20 protein-coding genes, 5 tRNA genes and 1 pseudogene are annotated in these 21,576 nt (G+C 73.4%); 17 read left to right on the forward strand and 9 right to left on the reverse strand.

All coding sequences use genetic code 11. From position 1 onward, the window contains the following. The first annotated feature begins 22 nt into the window (after nt 1-22). From ACFXGI_RS04845 to ACFXGI_RS04885, 9 genes are all read left to right on the forward strand, one after another. Nucleotides 23-148 (forward strand): hypothetical protein, encoded by a 126-nt coding sequence (locus ACFXGI_RS04845; protein WP_384703296.1) that lies wholly within the window; start codon nt 23-25, stop codon nt 146-148. Nucleotides 149-511: 363 nt separating this feature from the next. Beyond that, nucleotides 512-1,576: a methionine ABC transporter ATP-binding protein gene (locus ACFXGI_RS04850; RefSeq protein ID WP_384703298.1), complete on the forward strand. Its 1,065-nt coding sequence runs from the start codon at nt 512-514 to the stop codon at nt 1,574-1,576. Next, a complete protein-coding gene (locus ACFXGI_RS04855; RefSeq protein ID WP_384703301.1) occupies nt 1,573-2,241 on the forward strand; it encodes a methionine ABC transporter permease in 669 nt (222 codons plus the stop codon). The genes ACFXGI_RS04850 and ACFXGI_RS04855 overlap by 4 nt, the downstream gene beginning before the upstream one ends. 97 nt (nt 2,242-2,338) lie before the next feature. Beyond that, nucleotides 2,339-3,202, forward strand: coding sequence for a MetQ/NlpA family ABC transporter substrate-binding protein (locus tag ACFXGI_RS04860; protein ID WP_384703304.1), 864 nt, complete (start codon nt 2,339-2,341; stop codon nt 3,200-3,202). A 185-nt stretch (nt 3,203-3,387) separates the two neighbouring features. After that, the gene (locus tag ACFXGI_RS04865; protein WP_384703307.1) at nt 3,388-4,080 is read left to right on the forward strand and encodes a GNAT family N-acetyltransferase; all 693 of its coding nucleotides are present in this window, start codon (nt 3,388-3,390) and stop codon (nt 4,078-4,080) included. Between the two features lie 103 nt (nt 4,081-4,183). Continuing rightward, the gene (gene cbiE / locus ACFXGI_RS04870) at nt 4,184-5,404 is read left to right on the forward strand and encodes a precorrin-6y C5,15-methyltransferase (decarboxylating) subunit CbiE (protein ID WP_384703310.1); all 1,221 of its coding nucleotides are present in this window, start codon (nt 4,184-4,186) and stop codon (nt 5,402-5,404) included. Nucleotides 5,405-5,652: 248 nt separating this feature from the next. Then, entirely contained in the window at nt 5,653-8,943 is a 3,291-nt protein-coding gene (cobT, locus tag ACFXGI_RS04875) for a nicotinate-nucleotide--dimethylbenzimidazole phosphoribosyltransferase (protein WP_384703313.1), read from the forward strand. Between the two features lie 278 nt (nt 8,944-9,221). After that, complete coding sequence (gene cobA, locus ACFXGI_RS04880; protein ID WP_384703316.1) at nt 9,222-10,442, forward strand: uroporphyrinogen-III C-methyltransferase; 1,221 nt, start codon at nt 9,222-9,224, stop codon at nt 10,440-10,442. A 58-nt stretch (nt 10,443-10,500) separates the two neighbouring features. Then, nucleotides 10,501-11,346, forward strand: coding sequence for a TrmH family RNA methyltransferase (locus ACFXGI_RS04885; protein WP_384703319.1), 846 nt, complete (start codon nt 10,501-10,503; stop codon nt 11,344-11,346). Here the strand turns inward: ACFXGI_RS04885 and ACFXGI_RS04890 are convergent. Further along, nucleotides 11,343-12,584 (reverse strand): serine/threonine-protein kinase, encoded by a 1,242-nt coding sequence (locus ACFXGI_RS04890; RefSeq protein ID WP_384703322.1) that lies wholly within the window; start codon nt 12,582-12,584, stop codon nt 11,343-11,345. The genes ACFXGI_RS04885 and ACFXGI_RS04890 overlap by 4 nt on opposite strands. A gap of 562 nt (nt 12,585-13,146) precedes the next feature. Here ACFXGI_RS04890 and ACFXGI_RS04895 point away from each other — a divergent pair. From ACFXGI_RS04895 to ACFXGI_RS04905, 3 genes are all read left to right on the forward strand, one after another. After that, nucleotides 13,147-13,332 (forward strand): hypothetical protein, encoded by a 186-nt coding sequence (locus tag ACFXGI_RS04895; protein ID WP_030860094.1) that lies wholly within the window; start codon nt 13,147-13,149, stop codon nt 13,330-13,332. A 231-nt stretch (nt 13,333-13,563) separates the two neighbouring features. Continuing rightward, the gene (locus ACFXGI_RS04900) at nt 13,564-14,604 is read left to right on the forward strand and encodes a phosphotransferase family protein (protein ID WP_384703325.1); all 1,041 of its coding nucleotides are present in this window, start codon (nt 13,564-13,566) and stop codon (nt 14,602-14,604) included. Between the two features lie 65 nt (nt 14,605-14,669). Then, nucleotides 14,670-14,975 carry a zf-TFIIB domain-containing protein gene (locus tag ACFXGI_RS04905; RefSeq protein ID WP_384703328.1) on the forward strand — a complete coding sequence of 102 codons (306 nt, stop codon included), beginning with the start codon at nt 14,670-14,672 and terminating at the stop codon, nt 14,973-14,975. A gap of 55 nt (nt 14,976-15,030) precedes the next feature. Here the strand turns inward: ACFXGI_RS04905 and ACFXGI_RS04910 are convergent. The 5 genes from ACFXGI_RS04910 to ACFXGI_RS04930 form a co-directional block, all read right to left on the reverse strand. Next, nucleotides 15,031-15,105 (reverse strand) — tRNA-Val (locus tag ACFXGI_RS04910). A 49-nt stretch (nt 15,106-15,154) separates the two neighbouring features. Continuing rightward, nucleotides 15,155-15,226 (reverse strand) — tRNA-Val (locus ACFXGI_RS04915). Between the two features lie 19 nt (nt 15,227-15,245). After that, nucleotides 15,246-15,317: transfer RNA gene (locus ACFXGI_RS04920), tRNA-Val, on the reverse strand. 1 nt (nt 15,318) lies between these two features. Next, nucleotides 15,319-15,392: transfer RNA gene (locus ACFXGI_RS04925), tRNA-Cys, on the reverse strand. A gap of 39 nt (nt 15,393-15,431) precedes the next feature. Continuing rightward, nucleotides 15,432-15,504 (reverse strand) — tRNA-Gly (locus ACFXGI_RS04930). A gap of 179 nt (nt 15,505-15,683) precedes the next feature. On the opposite strand from ACFXGI_RS04930, the gene ACFXGI_RS04935 reads away from it, so the two are divergent. From ACFXGI_RS04935 to ACFXGI_RS04945, 3 genes are all read left to right on the forward strand, one after another. Beyond that, complete coding sequence (locus tag ACFXGI_RS04935) at nt 15,684-16,739, forward strand: chorismate-binding protein (protein ID WP_384703331.1); 1,056 nt, start codon at nt 15,684-15,686, stop codon at nt 16,737-16,739. A 16-nt stretch (nt 16,740-16,755) separates the two neighbouring features. After that, entirely contained in the window at nt 16,756-17,580 is an 825-nt protein-coding gene (locus ACFXGI_RS04940; protein ID WP_384703334.1) for an aminotransferase class IV, read from the forward strand. 68 nt (nt 17,581-17,648) lie between these two features. Further along, on the forward strand, nt 17,649-18,473 hold the full coding sequence (locus ACFXGI_RS04945) for a GNAT family N-acetyltransferase (protein WP_384703337.1): 825 nt from the start codon (nt 17,649-17,651) through the stop codon (nt 18,471-18,473). Between the two features lie 215 nt (nt 18,474-18,688). Here the strand turns inward: ACFXGI_RS04945 and ACFXGI_RS04950 are convergent, their stop codons facing one another. Continuing rightward, nucleotides 18,689-19,192 carry a DsbA family protein gene (locus tag ACFXGI_RS04950; RefSeq protein ID WP_384703340.1) on the reverse strand — a complete coding sequence of 168 codons (504 nt, stop codon included), beginning with the start codon at nt 19,190-19,192 and terminating at the stop codon, nt 18,689-18,691. 170 nt (nt 19,193-19,362) lie between these two features. Here ACFXGI_RS04950 and ACFXGI_RS04955 point away from each other — a divergent pair, with 170 nt between their 5' ends. Together ACFXGI_RS04955 and ACFXGI_RS04960 are read left to right on the forward strand one after the other, a co-directional pair. Next, nucleotides 19,363-19,833 carry a hypothetical protein gene (locus tag ACFXGI_RS04955; RefSeq protein WP_384703343.1) on the forward strand — a complete coding sequence of 157 codons (471 nt, stop codon included), beginning with the start codon at nt 19,363-19,365 and terminating at the stop codon, nt 19,831-19,833. Between the two features lie 109 nt (nt 19,834-19,942). After that, nucleotides 19,943-20,122 (forward strand): hypothetical protein, encoded by a 180-nt coding sequence (locus ACFXGI_RS04960; protein WP_078860215.1) that lies wholly within the window; start codon nt 19,943-19,945, stop codon nt 20,120-20,122. Between the two features lie 63 nt (nt 20,123-20,185). On the opposite strand, the pseudogene ACFXGI_RS04965 reads toward ACFXGI_RS04960, so the two are convergent. Both ACFXGI_RS04965 and ACFXGI_RS04970 read right to left on the reverse strand, forming a co-directional pair. Beyond that, nucleotides 20,186-20,740, reverse strand: a pseudogene (locus ACFXGI_RS04965) (CGNR zinc finger domain-containing protein); the annotation flags it as partial. A gap of 289 nt (nt 20,741-21,029) precedes the next feature. Continuing rightward, the gene (locus ACFXGI_RS04970; RefSeq protein ID WP_030011909.1) at nt 21,030-21,443 is read right to left on the reverse strand and encodes an SsgA family sporulation/cell division regulator; all 414 of its coding nucleotides are present in this window, start codon (nt 21,441-21,443) and stop codon (nt 21,030-21,032) included. Nucleotides 21,444-21,576: the final 133 nt, after the last annotated feature.

A 21,576-nucleotide genomic window follows, 5' to 3' on the forward strand; every position in this document is an offset into this window, starting at 1 on the left:
CCGGGCCGCCGGGATGCGGACCGTGGCCTTGACCACAACGCACCCCGCCGCCGAGCTCGACGCGGACGTGGTCGTACGGGACCTCCCGGCCGTGTCCGTGCAGGTCGGCGAGGGCCGCATGACGGTGTCCGCGGGCGGCCGGGGCTGACCGAGGTCGTCCGGAATGTGGTCGGATTCCGTCCGGTATGCGGACAGCTTTGATCGGTGACGGGATACGTCTGCTTTACTGGGGCCCATGACCACGACGAGCAGCCGCACCCTTGCGACCGAGGCGACGATGACGCCCGGTGCTCGTTGTATGTGTCGAATGTGCGCCTTCTGAGGGCCCCTCTCCTGCGTCTCGCGCCCCGAAGCGAGACCCGGCCGAGCCCGTCCACACCGCGGACCGCTCCTGCCCCACGCATGCGTTGACGCCGCCTTTTTGTGACGGTTCGACCCGTATCGCGTCCCCAGATGTTTGCCCCGTGTCGGCACCCCGCTGCGCCGCGCACTCGACAGCGACGGAATTCCTGTGATCACCACATCGGGCCTCACGAAGGTCTACCAGTCCCGTGGCCGCGAGGTCACCGCCCTGGACGGCGTCGATCTGCACGTCCGCGAGGGCGAGGTCTACGGAGTCATCGGCCAGAGCGGCGCCGGCAAGTCCTCCCTGATCCGCTGCGTGAACCTGCTGGAGCGCCCCACCACCGGCACCGTGACCGTCGACGGCGTCGACCTCACCGCGCGCGCCGGCCGCGGCCGGCGCGCCGGCAAGGAGCTCCGCGAGGCCCGCAGCCGCATCGGCATGGTCTTCCAGCACTTCAACCTGCTGTCCTCGCGCACCGTCCAGGGCAACATCGAACTGCCCCTGGAGATCCTCGGCGTCTCCGGCCGCGAGCGTTCCCGCAAGGCCCTCGAACTGCTCGACCTCGTCGGCCTCTCCGACAAGGCCAAGGCCTACCCCGGCCAGCTCTCCGGCGGCCAGAAGCAGCGCGTCGGCATCGCCCGCGCCCTGGCCGGCGACCCCAAGGTGCTCCTCTCCGACGAGGCCACCAGCGCCCTGGACCCCGAGACCACGCGCTCGATCCTCCAGCTGCTGCGCGACCTCAACCAGCAGCTCGGCCTGACCGTCCTGCTCATCACCCACGAGATGGACGTCGTCAAGACGGTCTGCGACTCGGCCGCCCTCATGAAGCGGGGCCGCATCATCGAGTCCGGCACCGTCGCCGAACTGCTCGCCACCCCCGGCTCCGAGCTCGCCCGCGAGCTCTTCCCCGTCAGCGGCACCGCCACCGGCCCCGACCGCACGGTCGTCGACGTCACCTTCCACGGCGAGGCCGCCACCCAGCCGGTCATCTCCCAGCTGTCGCGGACGTACAACATCGACATCTCGATCCTCGGCGCCGCGATGGACACCGTCGCCGGCCGCCAGATCGGCCGCATGCGCATCGAGCTGCCCGGCCGCTACGAGGACAACGTCGTGCCCGTCGGCTTCCTGCGCGAGCAGGGCCTCCAGGTGGACGTGGTCGAGGAAGAGGACGCCGCCGACGCGATCGAGAACGAACTGGCCGCACTGGTCAAGGATGGTGCCAAGTGACCTGGTCCGAGATGCAGCCCCTGCTCACCCAGGGCACGTACGACACCCTCTACATGGTGCTGTGGTCCACCCTGGTGACCGTCCTCGGCGGACTGCCCATCGGCGTCCTCCTCGTCCTCACCGACAAGGGCGGCCTCCTGCAGAACCGGCCGCTCAACAAGGTCCTCGGCGTGATCGTGAACATGGGCCGCTCGCTGCCGTTCATCATCCTGCTGATCGCCCTGATCCCGGTCACCACCGCAGTCGTCGGCACCTTCATCGGCCCCACCGCCATGATCGTCCCGCTGGCCATCGGGGCCATCCCCTTCTTCGCCCGCCTCGTCGAGACGGCCGTCCGCGAGGTGGACCACGGCCTGATCGAGGCCGTCGAGTCCATGGGCGGCGGCGTTCCCACCCTCGTCGGCAAGGTGCTGCTCCCGCAGGCCCTGCCCTCGCTGGTCGCGGCCGTCACCACCACGCTGATCACCCTGATCGGCTACTCCGCCATGGCCGGCGCGGTCGGCGGCGAGGGCCTCGGCTCCAAGGCCATCACGTACGGCTTCCAGCGCTTCGAGACCGGCTTCATGCTCGCCACCGTCGTGGTCCTGATCGCCATCGTCACGGTGATCCAGCTGATCGGCGACGGCGTGGTACGCCTCCTCGCCCGCCGCGGCCGGACAGCCTGAACCGGGCCCACGGCACCCCCAGAACCTCCCCTCTCCGAATGCCCGCACTTGTCGTGCTTGGGCCTCCATCCGGAAAAAAGCAAGAAAGGCACTCTTCGTGCGCAAGAACATCAAGCTCACCGCTTTCGCCGCCGCTTCCGCCGCGCTCGCCCTCGGCCTCACGGCCTGCGGCAGCTCCTCGGACCCGTCCTCCACCAAGGCCGGCGGCGGCAAGGTCGACGAGAGCAAGCCGCTCGTCATAGCGGCCTCCCCGAGCCCGCACGCCGACATCCTGAACTTCGTCAAGGACAAGCTGGCGGCCAAGGAGGGCCTCAAGCTGGAGGTGAAGGAGTTCACGGACTACGTGCTCCCCAACACCGCCACCGAGCAGGGCCAGGTCGACGGCAACTACTTCCAGCACAAGCCGTACCTCGACGACTTCAACAAGAAGAACGGCACCCACATCGTGCCCGTCGTGAACGTGCACCTGGAGCCGCTCGGCCTCTACTCCAAGAAGGTCAAGGCCCTCGCCGACATCAAGGCCGGCCAGACCATCGCCGTCCCCAACGACACCACCAACGAGGGCCGCGCGCTCCAGCTGCTCGCCGCGAACAACCTGATCACCCTCAAGGAAGGTGTCGGCACCGGCGCCAAGCTGTCCGACATCACCGACAAGAAGGGCCTGGAGTTCAAGGAGCTGGAGGCCGCCACGGTCCCGCGCGCCCTGAACGACGTGGACGCCGCGGTGATCAACGGCAACTACGCCCTGGAGGCCAAGCTCTCGCCCGCCAAGGACGCGCTGGTCCTGGAGAAGTCCGAGGGCAACCCGTACGCCAACTTCCTCGCGGTGAAGGCCGGCAACGAGAAGGACCCGCGGATCGAGAAGCTCGCCAAGCTCCTCAACTCCGACGAGGTCAAGAAGTTCATCGAGGACAAGTACCAGGGCTCGGTCGTCCCCGCCTTCGGCACCCCCGCGTCCTGATCTCCCGCCCCACCGCCGATCGCCACCACTGATCGGCACCGCTGTTCGGCCCCGTACGCCCCTCGTGGGAGTACGGGGCCGAACGCTGCCCGCTTCCGGGCAACCCGGCCGCCACATCCCACCGCCGATGCTGCATGCTGTGCCTACGGCCCGCACAAAGGTCCAGCAACGGCATGGAGCTGCGCATGACTACCACCTTCCCGGACGTCACCATCAGCACGGACCGGCTGGTGCTGCGCCCCTTCGACGGGGAGGACGTCACCGCGCTCGCCGAGATGATGAACGACGAGCACGTCACCGCCTGGACCTCCGTACCGCACCCCTACACCCACGCCGACGCCGACGCCTGGGCCACCCGGGACTCCCACGCGGAGCGCACCGAGGGCAGAGGCATCGTTTTTGCCGTCGCCGAATTCCTCACCCAGCGCCTCGTCGGCATCGTGCACCTCAGGAACACCAACTGGCGCACCCGCAGCACAGAGGTCGGCTACGTCACCGCCCCCTGGGCCCGCGGCGAGGGCTACGCCAGCGAGTCCGTACTCGCCGTCGCCCAATGGCTCTTCCACGACCAGCGCTTCGAACGCCTCGAACTGCGCACCGCCGCCGACAACACCGCCTCCCAGCAGGTGGCCCAGAAGATCGGCTGCATCAGCGAAGGCGTCCTGCGCAACGCGTGGATGGTGCGCACCCGGCCCGAAAACGCAACAGACGGCTCCTGGACGGACACCCGCACCGACCTCATCGTCTGGAGCCTGCTCCCCGAGGACATCGACGACATGGAGGAGTCGGACGGCTACAACGGCCACGACGACTACGGGTACGGCCGCGGCGCCCGGGCGGGCGCGAGCGGCTTCGCCGTCGGCGCCGACTGGAGCTGACCGGACCGACCCGATGACCAGGTAGTCTCACCGTGCCTGGTGCCCGCCCGCCGGCCCCTGCCGGCGAAGCTCCTCCCGCCCCCACCCCAGGAGACTGACGACGATGGCCGACCGGGTCACGGTGATCGGCTGGGACGGCTCGCCCCTGACCGCGGCCGCCCGGTCCGCGCTCTCCGCCGCCACCCTCGTGGCCGGCGCCGCCCACCACCTCGCCCTCCCCGAGGTACCGCCCGCCGCCGAGCGCATCCGCCTCGGCAGCCTCGGCCTCGCCGCCCGCCGCATCGCAGGCCACCGCGGCACCGCGGTCGTCTTCGCCGACGGGGACCCCGGCTTCTTCGGCGCCGTACGGACGCTGCGCGCCCCGGAGCACGGCCTCGAGGTCGAGGTCGTTCCCGCCGTGTCCGCCGTCGCGGCCGCCTTCGCCCGCGCCGGGATGCCCTGGGACGACGCCCAGGTAGTCGTCGCCCACCCCCGTACGCTGCGCCGCGCCGTCAACGTCTGCCGTGCCCACGGCAAGGTCGCCGTCCTCACCTCGCCCGGCGCCGGCCCCGCCGAACTGGCCCTGCTGCTCGGCGGGGTCCACCGCACCTTCGTGATCTGCGAGGAGCTCGGCACCGCCAAGGAGCAGGTCACCGTCCTGACCTCCGACCGGGTCCCCGACCACAGCTGGCGCGACCCCAACGTCGTCATCGTCATCGGCGGACAGGCCGCCGCCCCCGCCGCGCACTCCGCCGCGGCTGCCGATCCGGCCTGGCTGCTCGGCCAGAACGCCGCCCACACCGGCGGACGCGGCTGGGCCCGGCCCGGGCCCGACGGAGGCGAAGGGGAGTCGGCGCTGCTGCGCGCCGCCCAGCTCGCCCGCCTCGGCCCGCGCACCGGCGACCTGGTCTGGGACATCGGCACCGGCTCCGGCGCCCTTGCGGTGGAGGCCGCCGCGTTCGGCGCCGCCGTCATCGCGGTCGACGCCGACCCGCGCGCCTGCGAACGCGCAACTGCCGCCGCCCGCAAGCGGGGCGTACAGCTCCAGGTCGTCGCCGGGCGTGCTCCGCACGTACTGGAGGACCTCCCCGAACCCGACGTCGTCCGCGTCGGCGGCGGGGGAGCCGAGGTCGCCCGGGCCGTCGCCGACCGCCGCCCCGAACGGATCGTCAGCCACGCCTCCACCCGCGACGAGGCGGAGGCGATCGGCCGTGCGCTCGCCGAGGGCGGATACACCGTCGAGTGCGCGCTCCTCCAGTCGGTGGGACTGGACACCCGTACCTGGGGCGAACAGGACCGTTCCGTCGTCTTCCTCCTGGCAGCCGAACGCCCCGTGAACCGCTGAGCGGTCTCGGGGTAGGCTGGCCGATCATCGTACCGCCCTGGCATCTCCGGGGGTGACGGCACCGCCGGACGCGCGACGTGGCGCAGTCCACAGCGCACCATGCCGGTTATGGCCGCCATGGTGGCTCACGGGCGCGACAATGCTTACGGGTTGTCGTGCGGGGCGTGCGCGTGACGGACACGTCGTACGGCAACCCCGCTCGGGCGCCGGGCGATCGAAGACGCACAACCGATGGGCGAGGGGTACGCATGACTGACACCGGCCAGGTACCGGGCGAGGGTCTCCCGGACAACGCGGGCATGGTGGATCAGCAGGGCATTCCCGCTCCGGTCCAGCACCCGGGCCCCGCCCCCGCTCCCGTCCAGGGCGGCTACGCCTTCCAGGACCTCGTGGACAACCCGGCCGAGCCGGAGGACGAGGAACTGCTGCTGATGCCGAGCGGCCAGGGCTCGTGGAGCGACCCCCAGGTCGTCCCGCCGGCGCCGGTCTTCCCCGCCCCGGCCTCCTACGGTGAAGCGCCCTACGCCGAGTACCCCGAGGCTCTGGCCGTGTACACCGAGCCCGGCCACCCCGCCCGGTCCGAGTTCCCCGACCCGTCGTACGGCGACGCCTCGTACGCCGACGCGTCGTACAGCGCGGGCGCGCACGAGGCCGGCGGCCGTGACTCCGGCGCCCTGGACCTCGGCGGCCTCGTTGTCCCGCAGGCGGCGGCCCCGGTGGCCCAGGCCGCGCCCGCGGCCCCCGTCGCGCCCTCGCGCCGACCACTGCACATGGGCCCGCCCGTGCCCGAGGCCACCGGCGGAGTCGTACGTTCCCTCGCCGACCGCGGCCCGGCCGCGGCCCCCGTCGTGCCCCTGGCGCAGGTGGCTGCGCCCGCCGCTCCCGTGGCCGCGCCCGTAGCCGCAACGGTGGTGCCGATCCCGGTGCAGGTGGCCGGTCCGCCGACCCTGGGCCCCGAGTACCTGGACGTCCCGCGGCCCGAGGCCGCCACCGTGCCGGCCGCGCCGCAGCCCGGCGAGACCCCGCCGCAGGCCGGCGCCCCGTGGTCGGCGGAGCCGGCACCGGAGCCCGCGGCCGTCCCGGAGCCCGTGATGGCGCCGGAGCCCGCCGTCGTCGCGGAGGCCGTCGTGGTCCCGGAGCCCGTGATGGCGCCGGAGCCCGCCGTCGTCCCGGAGGCCGTCGTGGTCCCCGAGCCCGTGATGGCGCCGGAGCCCGTCATGGCGCCCGAGCCTGTGATGGTGCCCGCGCCCGTGGTGGTGCCCGAGCCCGTCATGGTGCCCGAGGCGCCGGTGGCTGCCGAGGTCCCCGCCGAAGCCCCCGCCGCCCCGGAGGCCCCCCAGCCGCAGCCGGTCGCGGCGTCGGAGCCCGAGCCGGCCGCGGCCGCCGCGGAGCCGGCGCCGGAGCCCGCGGCCGAGGCGCCGGTCGCCGCAGAGCCCGTCGAGGCCCCGGCGGCGCCCGCCGCGGAGCCCGAGCCGGTCGTGGCCGAGGCCGCGCCGGTGGAGGCGCCGGCCGCCGAGCCGGAGCCGGCGGCCCTGCCCGCGGAAACGGTGGTCCAGGTCCCCGAGGCCGTCCAGGTCGTCGAGCCCGTCGCCCCCGAGGCGCCCGCGGTCCCCGTCGCCGTGGAGCCCGTACCGGAAGCGGCCCCGCAGGCCGAGCCCGTGGAGCCCGAAGCCGCTGCCGAGCCCGCCCCGGAGCCCGAGCCGGTCGCCGTAGCGGCCGCCGAGCCGGTCGCGGAGGCCGTCACCGAGCCCGAGCCCGGGTCCGAGTCCGGCGCGCCCCTCGGAGCCGTCCCCGAGCACTCCGCGGGCGAGGCGGCCCCCGCCTACACCGACGCCGAGCGCGAGGCCGTCCTGCGCGTCATGCGCGAGCGCCGCGACATCCGCAACGGCTTCCGCACCGACCCGATCCCGCACGAGGTGCTGCTGCGCGTCCTGGAAGCCGCGCACCACGCGCCCAGCGTGGGCCACTCCCAGCCCTGGGACTTCGTCGTCATCCGCTCGGCCGAGACCCGCCGCACGATGCACGAGCTCGCCCAGCGCCAGCGCGAGGCCTACGCGAAGTCGCTGCCCAAGGGCCGGGCGAAGCAGTTCAAGCAACTCAAGATCGAGGCCATCCTCGACACCCCGGTGAACATCGTCGTCACCGCCGACCCCACCCGCGGCGGCCGCCACACCCTCGGCCGGCACACCCAGCCGCAGATGGCCCCGTACTCCTCGGCCCTCGCCGTCGAGAACCTCTGGCTCGCCGCGCGCGCCGAAGGCCTCGGCGTCGGCTGGGTCAGCTTCTTCGACGAGCGCGAGATGGTCCGCGAGCTCGGCCTGCCGGAGCACCTGGAGGTCGTCGCGTACCTGTGCGTCGGCTACGTCGACGAGTTCCCGGAGGAGCCCGAGCTGGCGCAGGCCGGCTGGTCGCAGCGCCGGCCGCTGGCCTGGGTCGTCCACGAGGAGACGTACGGGCGGCGCGCCCTGCCCGGCGAGGAGCCGCACGACCTGCTCTCGGAAACGGTCGCCAGCATCCGCCCGCTCGACGCGAAGGCGCTGGGCGAGGCGTGGGAGCGCCAGAAGCGCATGACCAAGCCCGCCGGCGCCCTGGGCATGCTCGAAATCATCTCCGCACAGTTGTCCGGCCTCTCCCGGGTCTGCCCGCCGCCGATCCCGGAGCCGGCGGCGGTCGCGATCTTCGCGGGCGACCACGGGGTGCACGCCCAGGGCGTCACGCCGTGGCCCCAGGAGGTCACCACGCAGATGGTGGCCAACTTCCTGGGCGGCGGCGCGGTCTGCAACGCGTTCGCCAACCAGGTCGGCGCCGAGGTCTGCGTGATCGACGTCGGCGTGGCCGGGGACCTCCCCGCCACCCCCGGCCTGCTCCCGCGCAAGGTCCGCCCGGGCACCGCGGACCTCTCCACCGGCCCGGCGATGACCCGCGAGGAGGCGATCGCGGCCATCGAGGTGGGCATCGAGACGGCCCGCGACCTGGTGGCGGCGGGCAACAAGGCACTGCTGACCGGCGAGATGGGCATCGCGAACACGACGGTGTCGGCCGCGCTGATCTCGGTCTTCACGGGCGTCGACCCGGCGGAGGTCACCGGTCGCGGCACGGGCATCAACGACGAGACGCACGCCCGCAAGGTCGAGGTCGTACGCCGCGCACTGGAGCTCCACCAGCCGGACCCGGCGGACCCGATCGGCGTCCTGGCGGCCATCGGCGGCCTGGAGCACGCGGCGATCGTGGGCCTCCTGCTCGGCGGCGCATCCCTGCGCACCCCGGTGATCCTGGACGGCGTGAGCGCGGGCGCGGCGGCCCTGGTGGCCCGGGCCATCGCCCCGGAGTCCCTGTCGGCGTGCATCGCGGGCCACCGCAGCGCGGAGCCGGGCCACGTCGCGGCCCTGAACAAGCTGGGCCTGCGTCCGCTGATCGACCTGGACCTCCGCCTCGGCGAGGGCACGGGCGCGCTGCTGGCCCTCCCGCTGGTCCAGAGCGCGGCCCGCGCGATGCACGAGGTGGCCACCTTCGACGCGGCCGGAGTCACCGAGAAGTAGCCGGGATCAGCCGAGCGGGGCCGGGATCGCCGTGCAGCGGCGGCCTCGGCCCCGCCGGCGTTCGTGGCGCGGGCTCCGTGGCGCGGCCCCGGAACGGGAAGGGGCGGGGGGAAGGCCCCGCGCGGCGGTCCCACCGGTCAGTGCCGGGGGTGGAGCCCCGGGGGCGACGGCGCGGGTCGTATCGTGGACCCGGACACCAAAACCGCACGTCACACTCCGACAGCCGCTCCAGCGCAGCAGCGGCCAGCACACACCGCCGCATCAGGAGCCGCACCGCCATGGCCGAACACCCCGCGTACCCCGTAGGACTCCGCCTCGCCGGCCGCCGCGTCGTCGTCATCGGCGGCGGCCAGGTCGCCCAGCGCCGGCTGCCCGCGCTGATCGCGGCCGGCGCCGACGTCCTCCTCGTCTCGCCCTCCGCCACGCCCTCCGTGGACGCCATGGCCGGTACCGGTGAGATCCGCTGGGAGCGCCGCCGCTACCAGGACGGGGACCTGGACGGTGCCTGGTACGCGCTGATCGCGACCCGGGACCGGGCCGCCAACGACGCCGCCTCCGCCGAGGCCGAGGCCCGCCGGGTCTGGTGCGTGCGCGCCGACGACGCCGAGGCGGCCACCGCCTGGACCCCGGCCACCGGCCGCGTCGAGGGGGTCACCGTCGCCGTCCTCAGCGGCAACGACCCCCGCCGCTCCGCCGCCGTCCGCGACGCCGTCGTCGAGGGGCTGCGCGACGGCTCCCTCACCGCGAACCGCACCCGCACCCCCGGCGTCTCGCTCGTCGGCGGCGGCCCCGGCGACCCCGACCTGATCACCGTCCGCGGGCGCCGCCTCCTCGCCGAGGCCGACGTGGTCATCGCCGACCGGCTCGGCCCCCGCGACCTGCTCGACGAACTCCCGCCGCACGTCGAGGTCATCGACGCCGCGAAGATCCCGTACGGCCGTTTCATGGCCCAGGAGGCCATCAACAACGCCCTGATCGAGCACGCCAAGGCCGGCAAGGCCGTGGTGCGGCTCAAGGGCGGGGACCCGTACGTCTTCGGCCGCGGCATGGAGGAGCTCCAGGCCCTCGCCGAGGCCGGCATCCCCTGCACCGTCGTCCCCGGCATCTCCAGCTCCATCTCGGTGCCCGGCGCCGTCGGCATCCCGGTCACCCACCGCGGTGTGGCGCACGAGTTCACCGTGGTCAGCGGCCACGTCGGCCCCGACGACCCGCGCTCCCTCGTGGACTGGGCCTCCCTCGCCAAGCTCACCGGCACCCTGGTGATCCTGATGGGCGTGGACAAGATCGGCCTGATCGCCGAGGCCCTGGTGCGGCACGGCCGCCCCGCGGGCACCCCGGTCGCGGTCGTCCAGGAGGGCACCACGGCCACCCAGCGCCGCGTGGACGCCACCCTTGCCACCGTCGGCGCGACCGTACGGGAGCAGGAGGTCCGTCCGCCCGCGGTCATCGTGATCGGCGAGGTCGTCAACGTCGGGGCCCCCGCCGCCCCCACCGCCTGAAACATCCGCGGCCCGCACGGCCGTTGGCACCACAACCCGGACAAGGCAGTATCACCCTGTGGCTGATCTCATCACCGTCGAAGACCCCGACGATCCGCGCCTGCGCGACTACACGGGCCTGACCGACGTCGAACTCCGGCGCCGGCGCGAGCCCGCGGAGGGCCTGTTCATCGCCGAGGGCGAGAAGGTCATCAGACGCGCCAAGGACGCCGGGTACGAGATGCGCTCGATGCTGCTCTCCGCCAAGTGGGTCGACGTCATGCGTGACGTCATCGACGAACTCCCGGCCCCGGTCTACGCCGTCACCCCGGAGCTCGCCGAGCGCGTCACCGGCTACCACGTGCACCGGGGCGCCCTCGCCTCGATGCAGCGTAAGCCGCTGCCCGCGGCCGACGAACTGCTCGCGGCGGAGGGGGCGGGCGCGGGCCACCGGATCGCGGTCTTCGAGGGCTTCGTCGACCACGCCAACCTGGGCGCCGCCTTCCGCAGCGCCGCGGCCCTCGGCATCAGCGCGATACTGCTCTCCCCGGACTGCGCGGATCCGCTCTACCGGCGCGCCATCAAGGTCTCCATGGGCTCCGTGTTCTCGGTTCCCTACGCGCGCCTGGACCAGTGGCCCGCCGACCTGGAGAAGGTCCGCGAGGCGGGCTACCGGATCCTTGCCATGACGCCGAGCCCCAAGGCCACGCCGCTGGACCAGGTCCCGCCGGAGCGCTTCGAGCGTTCGGCGATCATGCTCGGCTCCGAGGGGCACGGCCTGTCCACGTACGCGCTGCGCGCCGCCGACGAGTGGGTCCGGATCCCGATGGCGGAGGGCATCGACTCGCTGAACGTGGCCGCGGCCTCCGCGGTGGCCTTCTACGCGACCCGCCCGCCCCAGGCCGCCGCTTCCGCGGAGGTCTAGAACTTCTGGGCGGCGGCGATCCCCAGCGCCACGATCAGCGTGACCACGACGAACACGATCAGCCGCTGCCGCATCAGCCGGGGGTCCGGCCGTGAGGGGCGCCGCCCCGCTCCCGTCGTGCGCGGGGCCTGGCGGCCGCCCGTACGCCCCGCTGTCGGGCGGGAGGACGGGCCGCCCGGGTTCCGCGAGGACGAAGGCCGGGGGGACGAGGGCCGGGAGGACGAGGACCGAGGGTGCCCGCCGCTGTGCGGCCCCTGCCCCTGCCCTTGGCCCTGGCCCTGGTCCGGTCCCTGGGGCGCCGGAGTGCCGCCCGTACGCCGCTCCGTGTGCTGGTCCGCGTACGCGTCGGCCAGCCGCCCCGTCGGCCGCTCGGCGGCCCGTGCGCGCTGCGCCGGAGGGCGTCCGTCGGACAGCCCCTGCGCCTCGCGGGCCGCGATCTCCTTCAGCCGCATCGACAGCTGGAGCGTGCTGGGCCGCTCCTCGGGGTCCTTGGCGAGGCATGCCTGTACGAGCGGGGCCAGCGCGTCCGGGACCCCCACCAGATGCGGCTCCTCGTGCACCACGCGGTACAGCATGACCTCGGAACTGCCGTGCCCGAAGGGCGAATCGGCGGTCGCCGCGTAGGCGAGGGTGGCCCCCAGGGCGAACACGTCGGTCGCCGGGGTGACGGCGGCCCCGCGCACCTGTTCGGGCGCGAGGAATCCGGGGGAGCCGACGGCGGTGCCGACATGGGTGAGGGTGCTCGCACCCGTGGCCCAGGCGATCCCGAAGTCGATGATCCGGGGGCCCTTGGGGGACAGAAGAATGTTCGAGGGCTTGAGATCGCGGTGGACGACCCCCGCCTCGTGCACGGCGACCAGTCCCTCGGAGAGCGCGGCCCCGATCGCGGCGATCTGCGCGGCCGTGAGGGGACCCTCCTCGGCCACCTTGTCGTGCAGGGAAGGGCCGGGCACGTACTGGGTGGCGAACCACGGACGCTCCGCGTCCAGGTCCGCGGCCACCAGGCGTGCGGTGCACCCGCCGCGGATCCGCCGCGCGGCGGACACCTCGCGCGCGAAGCGAGAGCGGAACTCCTGGTCCTCGGCCAGGTCGGGCCGGATCACCTTGAGCGCGACCCGCTGGCCGCGCCGGTCCGATCCCAGGTAGACCACACCCATGCCGCCGGCCCCGAGCCGCCGGTGCAGCCTGAATGATCCGACGACACGCGGGTCCTCGCGCCGGAGCCGCATCATCGCCATGTCCACCCCGCTGACCGGTCGTCCTGTTGACGTGCCACAGCTTACGGACGATCCGCCACGAGCGCTCAGAGGCCGCGCCCTCGCCGGAAGATTCGATGGTCAGTGCGGGGCAACCCACTTGAGGGTTCCTCACCCGCACGGACCCCTGCCCGTAAGGCACTTGCCCGTACGGCCAAACGGCCCTCGGGCCAAGGGGATTGGGCATCCGGCCGGGGTCGTGTGCGGGGCGCCCGGCAGCCGGCGGCGCGTGCGCAGGGCAGGCGTGCGGGGTGATCTCGGGCTTACCCCGTCGGCGGACACACATGCGCGGGGAGTGACGGAAGTGAGCGAACTCACCACCCTCCGGTCATCCCCTCCGGGATGACCCTCACACCGGGGGGCCGGTCTCCACCCAGGGGAGTACACGCACGGCGGCCCGTCATCCTCCTGGAGGCCTGCCAAGGGGTACGAGGGCAGGACGCCAGGGGACTTCGCCGCGCCTAGTGTTGAAGACAAGCGGCGGGTGGAGCACTCGTCCCCCGAGGTCACAAGCCCGCCGCTGCCAACCGACAGGGAGAGGACCATGGCGGACATCGCACGGCACGGACGCAAGGCATTCGCGTTCAACGGCCATGAGTCCGGCACGCGCCATCCACTGGTGGCCGCGGCCATGGTGCTCCCCCTGGCCGCCCTCCTGCTCTTCCTCTTCGGAGGATTCGACCAGGTGGCGGCACAGGCGTCGTCCGTGGGCGTGATGCTGGGGCGCTGAGCGGCGCCCCGGGTCCGGGAGAGCGGCCCGGACCGGGACATCGGCCCGTCGAACCCCGTGGGGACGGGGGCGCGACGGACGGCAGGTGAAGGGTGCTGCCCGTACGACTGGGGAGTCGGACGGGCAGCACCCTTTTTCATGCCCTCCCGCACCGCCGTCCACGGCTTCATGCGGCCGCGCGGTTCCGTAACCTGCTTCCGAGACGCCAGTGACGGGAGCCGTGGAACCGCGATGAACCAGGAGCCACTGCCCGCAGCCCTCGCGGCGTACGCCGGCGCGGGGGAGCGGGGCGCCCCGTACGAGCTGCTCGCCGAGCGCGAGGACGGCACGGTCGTGCGCTGCGGCGAGATCGTGGCCAAGGCGCACGCCGGGGACAGCGACCGCGCGGGCCTCGCCGTACGGATGCGGATCGCCGCGGACGAGGCGCTGGCCGGGGTGCTGCTGGCCCCGCTGCGCCCCGAGGTCGGCTACCTCGGGGGCCGGCCCGTGTCCCTCTGGCCGTACGGGGCCCCGGTCGACCCGGAGCGTCCCGAGGACGCCCCCTGGGAGGCGGCCGGGCGGCTGCTGGCGGCCCTGCACCAGGTGCCCGTGCACCGGCTGCCCGGACCGGTCCCCCCGATGCGCGGCCCGGCCAAGCTCGCCCGCGCCCTGCGCCGTCTGTCCCGGGCCACGGCCGCCGGCGCGGTCGGTGGCCGAGACGGTGTCCGAAGCCCCGAGGGCGCCCGGAGTCCCGCCGGGGCGCGGTCCGGGGCCGCGCTCGTGCCCGGCCCCGCCGAGGGCCGGTCCGCCGGCGACCTCGTACGGGCGGCGGCGCGGACCCTGCCCGCCTGGGTGCGCGGGGAGGCCCCGGCTCCCCGGGGCGGGGCCCTGTGCCACGGGGACCTGCACCTGGGGCAGTTGGTGCGGGGGCCCGGCCCCGACGGGGGCTGGCGCCTCATCGACGTGGACGACCTCGGCATCGGGACCCCCGCCTGGGATCTGGCCCGGCCCGCGGCCTGGTACGCCGCCGGGCTGCTCGACACCGGAGCCTGGGTCCGCTTCCTCGACTCCTACCGCGCCGCCGGCGGCCCCGCGGCCGGGCCGCCCGGCTCCGACCCCTGGCCGGAACTGGACCTCGCCGCCCGGGCCCTGACCGTGCAGACCGCCGCCCTCGCCCTGGCCAAATCAGCCGAAAGCCGACGCCGACTCGAAGACGTGGAACGGCTGATGGTGGAATCCTGCGCCCGGATTGCCTCCCTCCCGCCCGACTTGGAGGCGCTGGCTCCGTCGTAGGGTGAGCTTCACGCCACCGGGCATGCATCCGGTGTCGAAGCAGACGGCGAGGAGTTGATCCGGTCATGCAGTGTCCGAAGTGTCACGCGATGATGCACACCTACACCCGCAACGGTGTCCAGATCGAGCAGTGCAGCAACTGCCGCGGCATCTTCCTCGACTACGGCGAGCTGGAGGCGCTGACCCGCCTGGAGTCCCAGTACACCGGCGGCCAGTACGGCCAGGTCCCGCCGCCCGCCGCGCCCCCGGCCCCCTACCCGGCCGCGCACGCCCCGGCGCCCGCCTGGGGCGCCCCGCACCACGGCGGCCACGGCCACGGTCACCACGGCCACCACAAGGGCGGCTTCGGCCGGATGCTCTTCTCCTCCTGAGCCGCCCCGGCAACGCGGAAGCCCCGGCCGTGAGAACGGCCGGGGCTTCCGGAGGTGGTGCGCGATACTGGGATTGAACCAGTGACCTCTTCCGTGTCAGGGAAGCGCTCTCCCGCTGAGCTAATCGCGCGGGACCGCGGTGCGAAACCGCAGTTCAAGCAGGTGGTGCGTGTACTGCGTGCGCGATACTGGGATTGAACCAGTGACCTCTTCCGTGTCAGGGAAGCGCTCTCCCGCTGAGCTAATCGCGCGGGGATCCTTGCGGATCAGTGGACGATACTGGGATTGAACCAGTGACCTCTTCCGTGTCAGGGAAGCGCTCTCCCGCTGAGCTAATCGTCCTTGGAGGTGGAGACGGGATTTGAACCCGTGTAGACGGCTTTGCAGGCCGTTGCCTCGCCTCTCGGCCACTCCACCATGGAGCCGCAGGGATTCTCGGGAAGATCCCCCACTTCGAGCGGACGACGAGACTCGAACTCGCGACATCCACCTTGGCAAGGTGGTGCTCTACCAACTGAGCTACGTCCGCAGGTCACCGCGTTCGCTCCGGGTTTTACCCCTTCGCTCCCTGGCGACGTGTTGAACTCTAGCGGATTCCCGGGCCAGCTCAAAAACGCGTTTCCGCAGCGTGCTGCCGCTCGATCACCACCGGTCACCCGGCGGTCACCTCACCGGCGCCGCGGCGCCACCGGTCATAGACTCGCAGCCGTGCACGACCTGCTTCCCCTGGCCCGCTTCGGCGGCCTCCTCGCGACCGACCTCCGAGACGTCACCAGCGACCCCTGCGCCCTCGACTCGACGGGCTTCTGGGCGGTCGCCGCGGACTTCGAGGGCCGGCTGGTCTGCGCCCGCTTCGGCGACATACGCCCCGACCCCGTCCCGCCGCCCGTCCCGGGGGCCTGGCGCGGCCCCGCCGCCGACCAGTGGTCCTCCTCCCTCGACCGCGCGGCCTACACGGCCGGCGTACGCCGCATCCGCGAGCACATCGCCGCCGGCGAGGTCTACCAGGCCAACCTCTGCCGCGTGATGTCCGCGCCGCTGCCCGACCCCGACCGCGCCGACGTCGACGCCCTCACGGCGCTGCTCGCCCGCGGCAACCCGGCCCCGTACGCAGGAACGATTCGGCTCCCGGCCCACGGCGTCGAGATCGCCACCGCCTCCCCGGAGCTCTACCTGCGCCGGGTCGGCCGCCACGTGGAGTCCGGGCCCATCAAGGGCACCGGCCGCACGGCCGCCGACCTCCTGCCCAAGGACCACGCCGAAAACGTCATGATCGTGGACCTCGTGCGCAACGATCTCGGCCGGGTCTGCGCCACGGGCTCCGTCACCGTCCCCGAACTGTGCGCCGTCGAGGAGCACCCGGGCCTGGTCCACCTCGTCTCCACCGTCAGCGGCGAACTCGCCGACGGCGCCGGCTGGCCCGAGCTGCTCGCCGCGACCTTCCCGCCCGGCTCCGTCACGGGCGCCCCCAAGTCCTCCGCGCTGCGGATCATCGAGGCCCTGGAGACCGCCCCCCGGGGTCCCTACTGCGGGGGCATCGGCTGGGTCGACGCCGACCGCGGCACCGCCGAGCTGGCCGTCGGCATCCGCACCTTCTGGATCGACCGCAGCCGCCCGGGCGGCCCGAGCCTGCACTTCGGCACCGGCGCCGGGATCACCTGGGGCTCCGACCCCGACCGCGAATGGGCCGAGACGGAGCTGAAGGCCGCCCGGTTGCTCAGGGTAGCGTCGGGAACCCATGAGGTGACCGGCACCCCTGGGTGAGCGGAGGTAACGTACGGTGAGGATCTGGCTCGACGGCGCGCTGCGGAACGCCGACAGCGCACAGGTGTCCGTATTCGACCACGGGCTGACCGTGGGCGACGGGGTGTTCGAGACGGTGAAGGCGGAGAGCGGCACGGCGTTCGCGCTCACCCGCCACGTGGACCGGCTGACCCGCTCCGCCCGCGGCCTCGGACTGCCGGACCCCGATCCGGACGAGGTGCGCCGGGCCTGCGCGGCCGTCCTGGAGGCCAATCCGCTGCCGCTCGCCCGCATGCGCATCACGTACACCGCGGGCGTGTCCCCGCTCGGCTCCGACCGCGGCGACGCCGGCCCCACCCTCGTCGTCGCCGTGGCCGAGGAGACCCGCCGGGCCGACGCCACCGCCGTGATCACCGTGCCCTGGGTCCGCAACGAGCGCTCCGCCGTGGCCGGCCTGAAGACCACCTCGTACGCCGAGAACGTCGTCGCGCTGGCCGCCGCCCACCGGGCCGGGGCCTCCGAGGCCCTGTTCGCGAACACGGTCGGCCGGCTCTGCGAGGGCACCGGCTCCAACGTGTTCGTCGTCCTCGACGGAGTGCTGTACACCCCGCCGCTCGCCTCCGGCTGCCTCGCCGGCATCACCCGGGCCCTCGTCGTGGACTGGGCCGGGGCCAAGGAGGCGGACCTGCCCTTCGAGGTGCTTGAGCAGGCGGAGGAGATCTTCCTGACCTCCACGCTGCGCGATGTGCAGGCCGTCCACCGGATCGACGGGCGGCCCGTGGCCGGCGCCGCGCCGGGGCCCGTCACCGCCGAGGCGATGCGGATCTTCGAAGCGCGGGCCGGCGCGGACCTGGACCCCTGAGACGACCGATCCGATCCGCCCGCTTAATGGCTGTCGCAGGGGGCCGCAGGGCGGGTAGAACTCGATTGATGACCACCACCCTGCGGCCGAGCGGGCCGCTTCAGCAGAGCACCGGGGGCGCGAGGTCGCGCCCGTACGAGATCCGGGTCAACAGCAGGCGCGTCGGCGCACTGCTGCTCGCCTGTGACACGCCCTTCGGGCCGACCGTCGGCGAGATACGCGACCTCACCGTCGACGAGCCCGACCGGGGGCGCGGCCGTGCCACGGTCGGGGCGCTCGCGGCCGAGGAGGTGCTGCGCGGCTGGGGCTGCCGCCGCGTCCGGGTCTCCGTGCCCGCGGCGTCGGCGGGCGGCCTGCGGATGGCTCAGGCGCTCGGGTACGCCGAGTACAGCCGGAACATGGCCAAGGACCTCCCGGCGGAGCCTCCCGTGCTTCGCGCGGGGGTCGTCGGCCGCCCCATGACGGAGGCCGAGTACGAGGTCTGGCTCGTCGCGGCGATCGAGGGCTACGCGGCCGACTGGAGCAGCCGCGGGATGCCGGAGGAGGCCGCGCGCGCGAAGTCGGTGGCCGACCACGAGCGTGCCCTGCCCCACGGACTGGCGACCGAGGGCGCCACCCTCTCCGTCCTGGAGGCGGACGGCGTCCCCGTCGGCCACGTGTGGTCGGCGCCGAACGGGGAGGGCGCGTACGTCTTCGACGTCGCCGTCGCCGAGGAGCACCGCGGCCGGGGCCACGGGCGCGACCTGATGCTGCTGGCCGAGCGCTCGGCTCTGGCCGGGGGCCACCGTGTCCTCGGGCTCCAGGTCTTCGCGGGCAACACCCCGGCCCTGCGGCTGTACGAGTCCCTCGGCTACCGGGCGACGGACGTCAACTACGCCAAGGACCTGCTCTAGGGAGTGTCGTCAAAGTGGCGTCGGCCGCCCGAAAGGGCGGGGCCGGCGGGGTCTGGTGCGTGCGATCGCAAGGCGGAGGAGGGAATCGACGCGGAGCGTCGGTGACCGACGACAACGCGGCGAGCGTGCGTGCCAGACCCCGCCGGCCAGACGGGACTTTGACGACACGACCTAGGCCTGTCCGGCGGATCAGGGCCGGGTGGGCCCGGGGGTGTCTACGCGTCGGCGGCGGCCAGCAGGCGGTCCGCGATCGCCTCGATGCGGGCGCGCAGGCCCTCCTGGCTCTTGCCGCCGTCGAGGCGCTCGCCGTCGATGACGTACGTCGGGGTGCCGGTCACGCCGATCGCCTTGCCCTCGGCCTGGTCGGCGTCGACGATCAGGATGTGCCGGCCGTCGATCAGTGCGGTGTCGAAATCCTCGGCGTCGAGGCCGAGTTCACGCGCCACGTCCAGCAGCACGGCCTCGCCGCGCTCGCCGAGCTCCGCCGTGCGGGCCAGTACGGCCTCCACGTACGGCCAGGCCTGGCCCTGCTCCGCGGCCTCCTCCGCGGCCTGCGCGGCGGCGAAGGCGTGCTTGTGCTTCTCCAGCGGGAAGTGGCGCAGCCGGATGTCCAGCCGGTCGCCGTAGCGGGCCCGCAGGGCGCGTACGTCGTCCAGGGCTCGGTGGCAGTCCGGGCACTGGAGTTCGCACCAGACGTCGAGGATCACGGAATCGGTCATGGGCCCAGTGTCCCAGCCGCCGGGCGCCACCATCGAAACGCACCCCCTGAGGAGGAGGCGCGACCCCGAGATCTCCCGGAGATCGGCGCCGGATCAGCTCGGGCCATGGCCGCTGCGGCGGTGCCCGGTGCAGGATGGAAGGGACGGATCGACCACCCCTGGAGGACCGCATGCTGGCCGAGACCATATGTTCCGCGGTGTCCGCGGCCGGCCTGGGCATCGCCGCCGTGACCGCGTACCGCAAGCGCTTCCTCGCCGCCACGCGCATCGCGGCGTACGCGCTGGTGCCGGTCGCCCTGGTGCTGACGGGCTTCGTGGAGTGGGTGTCCGGGATGGTTTTCAAGCCGTCCGTCTGGCTGGGCTTCGGGCTGCTCGGGCTCTCCTGGGTGCTGTTCATGACCACGCGCGCCATCGAGCGGCGCGGCCTCGGGGCGGGGGAGAAGCCCGTCAGGGCGGCCAAGCCCTCGAAGGCCGCCAAGGCGGCCAAGGGGAGCCCCGTGCGGGAGGCGGTGGCCCCGGCCGCATCCGCCCCCTCGCCGGGTCGGGGCGCCTCTGCGCAGCCGGCGCCCCGCCAGACGCCCGCCACTCCTGCGGACGATTTCTCCGACATCGAAGCGATTCTGAAGAAGCACGGCATCTGAGCCGGGGGAGCGGTATCCCGGCAAGCCTGACTAGAAGAGGTGAACTCCCGCGTAAAGGCTGGCGTGTTGGGGGCCGGTGAAGCGCGCCCTGCGCGATCATCGGCCCGACATGCTCGACACATCGCAGGGCGACCCGCCGGTTCCCGCACCGGCCCCGGTCCCCGCCCCCGTCGCCGAGGAGCCGCGAGGCTGCCTCTTCGCGCTCTCCCAGCCGCCCCTGATGATCTTCCTAGGGGTGATCGGCACCCTGTTGCTGCTCGCCGCCGTGCACGACCTCTTCCTGCTGTGAGCCGAGGGGGGAGTCCTGCGAGTCCTGCCGTGCATGCTGCTGCGCGCCGGGCTCCGAGGGGCCCGCGTCGGCCTCCTTGCGCCGGGCCCGGTACGCCGCCACGTGCAGCCGGTTCCCGCAGGTCCGGCTGTCGCAGTAGCGCCGCGAGCGGTTCCGGGACAGGTCCACGAAGGCCCGCCGGCAGTCCGGGGCCTCGCAGCGGAGCAGCCGCTCCTGCTCCCCGGAGACCACGATGAAGGCCAGCGCCATGCCGCCGTCGGCCGCGAGGTGGTCGCCCAGCGAGGCGCCCGGCGCGAAGTAGTGGACGTGCCAGTCGTAGCCGTCGTGGTCGGTCAGCTGCGGGGTGGTGCCGGCGGTCGCCACCAGCTCGTTGATCAGTCCGGCCGCGATCCGAGGGTTGGACGCCCCGAAGACCTGGGCGAACTTGCCGCGGACGGTGCGTACGCCGGCGAGGTCGCGTACGCCGAGCTCGCCGATGTCGCTGATCTTGTATTCGCGTACGAATTCACGCAGAGAGCCGACGTCCGCCAGGCCGTCGGGCTGCTCCGCCTCGGCCGTGGTGTTCACCAGCGCGACGACGACGTCGAGCGCGCGACGGGTGTCGTGGGGAATCTGCACGGGGGTCGCTCCCTGGGGGCCGGGCCTGCGGCGACGGACCAGTGCCGCCGCTGGGGGCCGACTCTAGCCGTGCCCGGGCGGAACCGGGAGGGACCTCAGTGGCGAACACGTCACCAGGGGTGAGGCCGACCGTGCCACGCACACCGGCGCCGCCCGCGCGGACGGCTTCCGCGAGAACAGCGCCGGCACTGCCGTATGAGGTTTTCGTCCAGCCCGCACCGTCGCCCCGAGTCGGACGGTGCGGAGTGGCCCCCGGCGCGTGCCGGGAGGTGCTCCCTGAGGGCCTGGCTCAGCTTTCGGCCAGGATGTGGGAGAGCTCCTTGTCGAGGTCGAAGTGCCGGTGTTCGGTCCCGGGTGGAACCGCGGCGTCCGTCCGCTTGAGGAACGATTCGAGTGCGCGGGCGGGTGCTTCGAGCAGTGCTTCTCCCTCCGGTGAGCTCAGGGCGATGCAGACGACGCCCTGACCGTGGCTGCGGGACGGCCAGACGCGGACGTCTCCGGTTCCGGTGGGCCGGTGGAGGCCCTCAGCGAGGAGGTCTCGGGCGAAAACCCACTCGACCGTCTCCTCGGCGCCGGTGTGGAAGGTGGCGTGCACGGCGTAGGGATCGGCCGTGTCATACCGCAGGCCCGCCGGGACAGGCAGTGAGGACTCGCTCGACACAACGAGGCGCAGGTGCAGCTCGCAGCTGACCGTGGTGTTCATAAGCGCCAGGGCCTTTCGCTCAGTGTGCGCTCGGGGATTCGCACGTCGGCGAAATCGACATGCCACCTACGGTGCCGTTGTAAACCCCTCTGACCGTTTTGCGGACCTCTGGGTCCCTCGGACGGCGGATCCA

The organism is Streptomyces sp. NPDC059355, from assembly GCF_042752335.1.
GTDB lineage: Bacteria > Actinomycetota > Actinomycetes > Streptomycetales > Streptomycetaceae > Streptomyces.